The organism is Haloferax sp. s1 (assembly GCF_058382125.1).
This window is the reverse complement of sequence record NZ_JBZRPK010000220.1, coordinates 1-2,076: the sequence shown is the minus strand read 5'-3', so window position 1 is coordinate 2,076 and position 2,076 is coordinate 1. Positions and strand designations below refer to the sequence as shown.

Sequence of the window (2,076 nt, the reverse complement as noted above, 5' to 3'; positions counted from 1 at the left end):
TTCTCGACCACGGCGGGACGACCTACGCAGTCGACATGCGCGACCTCGTCGGCCACGAACTCGAACGGGGCGGCACCGACCGCGACTTACAGTCGAGTCTCGGTGCATTCAGCTAATTTTGGTCTGCTCCAGTCGAGACATTTGGTTGACAGACTCCGAAAGACCGTCAGCACTTTCCGGGTGGACGGCTAACCCGCGACCATGGCTGACGACGAACCCGCAGACGAGACGCAGGCACCCGACGAAGGCGAAAACGGAGAAGACGAAGAGAAGTCGTTCCGCGAGCGAGTCGAAGAGATTCGCAAGCGACGCGAAAAGGAGCGCGAAGAGGGCGAGCGCCCGAGCCCTGACGAGATGATGGGCGGTGGCGGCCCCGGTGGCATGGGCGGCGGCGGCAACCCCTTCGCGCAGATGATGAGCGGAATGATGGGCGGTGGCGGCCCCGGCGGCATGGGCGGCGGCCCCGGCGGCATGGGAGGCAGCAGCCCCCGAGACCCAGAACAGGGAAGCGGTAGCGACGAACAACTCGTCCGAGAAGTCCGACAACTCCGTGACGAAGTCCGCGACGTGAACCGCGAACTGCGTCGCATCGCCGACGCGCTCGAAGACCGCGACTAAGACGACTTCCAGTCGATTGTCTTCTTTTATTGGGACTCGACGCGGTCGTAGAGCGCCGCGAGTCGGTCGACCGAGTGGTCGACGCTCACCTCGTCGCGTCGGTCGAGACACCGCGCACTGAGTTCGTCTCGCTCCGAGAGGGCGCGCCGGATTCCGTGACGGAACCCCTCCAAATCCCTCGATTCGTAGTGGTATCCCGTCACGCCGTCGACGACCGTGTCTTCGAGCGCACCTTCGTTCACGCCAACGACCGGCGTCCCGCAGGCGTTCGCCTCCAGCGCGACGAGTCCCTGCGTTTCGACCGGACTCGGGAAACAGAACACGTCGAGCGCCGAGTAGAACGCGGGGAGGTCCTCGCGGTCTAAGAAACCAAGGAAGCGAGCGTCGACGCCGAGATTGCGGGCGAGTCGCTCTAACTGGTCGCGGGCGGGGCCGTCGCCACCGAAGACGAGCGTCACGTCGAGGTCCGCTGCGGCGCGAATAAGTTCGTCGAGATGCTTCTCGTAGCCGTGTCGCCCGGTGTAACCGATAATCGGACCGTCGCCGAGGTCGTGTCGCCGACGGAACTCGTCGCCATCGGCCGGCGCGAACTGCTCGATGTCGATGCCGTTCGAGAGGACAGCGATGTCGGCGTCGACACCGACTTCCTCCAACAGGCGTCGTTTGGCGTCCTCGCTCGGGACGATAACCGCGTCGGCGCGGTCGAAAAACCAGCGTTCGTAGCGCTCGGCGGTTCGCTCGACGCCGCGCTCGATGGCCCCGACAGAACTGAGATATTCGGCGTACTCGGCGGTGGGCGTGTGGTACGTCGCAACGAGCGGGAGGTCATGGCGGCGAGCGAGTCGAAGCCCCGCCAAGCCGAGACCGAACGGTGTGTGTGCGTGGACGATGTCGGCGTCCTCGACGGCCTTCGGAATCCGCGGCGCACCGATTCGTAACCCCTCGTAGAACGGAAACGGCAGGCTCCTGACGGCGTACTCGCCCGGTTCGGATTCGTACTCGTCGTCGTCCGGGAAGATAACGTCCATACGGCCACCGCGGCGTTGCCATCGCTCGCGCCACGTCTGAATCGTGTAAGTGACGCCATTGACGGTCGGTAGGTACGTGTCGGTGAACGCGGCGACCGACTGCATGCCCGGTCGTGTGACCCGGATGGGATAAACCGTTGTGACTTCGCGCTGCCATGATGTGTGTCAGCAAGCAACGCTCGACAACGCGAGAAAATCGGATTTCAGTCGGCGAACGACCCGTCGAGAACGTCCTCGTAGGTTTCGACGAGTCTGTCACCGACACGGTCGAGGTTGTGCTCGGCGGCCGTTTCGAGAGCGTTTTCACCGAGTCGACGACGGAGGTCAGGGTCGCGGTTGAGAAGGTCGAGCGCCCGACGGAACTCCTCGTCGGTCGAGCACTTCAGGCAGTCGTAGCCGTGGGTGTAGAACTCCGCGAACACTGGGATGT

At 64.1% G+C, this 2,076-nt stretch carries 2 protein-coding genes and 2 pseudogenes; 2 read left to right on the top strand and 2 right to left on the bottom strand.

Annotation, left to right across the window (positions count from 1 at the left end; all coding sequences use genetic code 11):
- Both QT222_RS01915 and QT222_RS01910 read left to right on the top strand, forming a co-directional pair.
- Window positions 1-116 (top strand): annotated as a pseudogene (locus QT222_RS01915) (DUF2797 domain-containing protein); the annotation flags it as partial.
- An 85-nt stretch (window positions 117-201) separates the two neighbouring features.
- Window positions 202-618 carry a hypothetical protein gene (locus QT222_RS01910; RefSeq protein WP_004572493.1) on the top strand — a complete coding sequence of 139 codons (417 nt, stop codon included), beginning with the start codon at window positions 202-204 and terminating at the stop codon, window positions 616-618.
- A 26-nt stretch (window positions 619-644) separates the two neighbouring features.
- On the opposite strand, the gene QT222_RS01905 is transcribed toward QT222_RS01910, so the two are convergent.
- Together QT222_RS01905 and QT222_RS01900 are read right to left on the bottom strand one after the other, a co-directional pair.
- The gene (locus QT222_RS01905; RefSeq protein ID WP_491476130.1) at window positions 645-1,751 is read right to left on the bottom strand and encodes a glycosyltransferase family 4 protein; all 1,107 of its coding nucleotides are present in this window, start codon (window positions 1,749-1,751) and stop codon (window positions 645-647) included.
- Between the two features lie 98 nt (window positions 1,752-1,849).
- A pseudogene (locus QT222_RS01900) lies at window positions 1,850-2,076 on the bottom strand (glycosyltransferase family 4 protein); the annotation flags it as partial.

Bases quoted from the DNA above. Each gene is read 5' to 3' on its own strand.
- QT222_RS01910 (WP_004572493.1), top strand. From the start codon at position 202: ATGGCTGACGACGAACCCGCAGACGAGACGCAGGCACCCGACGAAGGC.
- QT222_RS01905 (WP_491476130.1), bottom strand. From the start codon at position 1,751: ATGCAGTCGGTCGCCGCGTTCACCGACACGTACCTACCGACCGTCAAT.